The sequence below is a fragment of the Streptomyces sp. NRRL F-2664 genome, from assembly GCF_000719345.1.
In the GTDB taxonomy this organism is placed as follows: Bacteria; Actinomycetota; Actinomycetes; order Streptomycetales; family Streptomycetaceae; genus Streptomyces.
Map to the genome: position 1 here is coordinate 1 of NZ_JOFX01000384.1, position 406 is coordinate 406.

Annotated in this window: 1 protein-coding gene; it reads left to right on the plus strand. The window is 73.6% G+C overall.

Features of this window, described 5'->3' with window-relative positions; translation table 11 throughout:
- Positions 1-406, plus strand: a 406-nt coding sequence (locus tag IF89_RS39765; RefSeq protein ID WP_043195004.1) for a hypothetical protein, incomplete at both ends; no start/stop codon positions are given.

Below are 406 nucleotides of genomic sequence, written 5' to 3' on the forward strand. Positions count from 1 at the left end.
CCGGACCGTGGAGGACGGACGCCTGACCGAGACCACCACCGTGGCGCCCGGCACGGACGCGGAAACGGTGACCTCGCGCGTGACGGACCTGGCCACCGGAGCCGTACTGCAGGAGACCGGCCCCGGCGGGCGGGTCCTATCACGTACGGAGTACGACCGCCAGGGCCGGCCTACCGCCCACACCCTGCTGCCGGACTCCGACAAGCCGCAGACCACCCGCATCGCCTACCCCTCCCCTACCGTCACGGTCACGGCCACGCCTGACGGGCGGCGCATCACCGAGACCCTCGACGCGCTGGGCCGGCCCCTGCGGACCGCGGACAACTACCGCGACGGCGCCTACGCCAAAGAACCCGACGCCGACGGCGCCCGGGTACTGGCCCAGGCCGACTACTCCCAGTGGGCC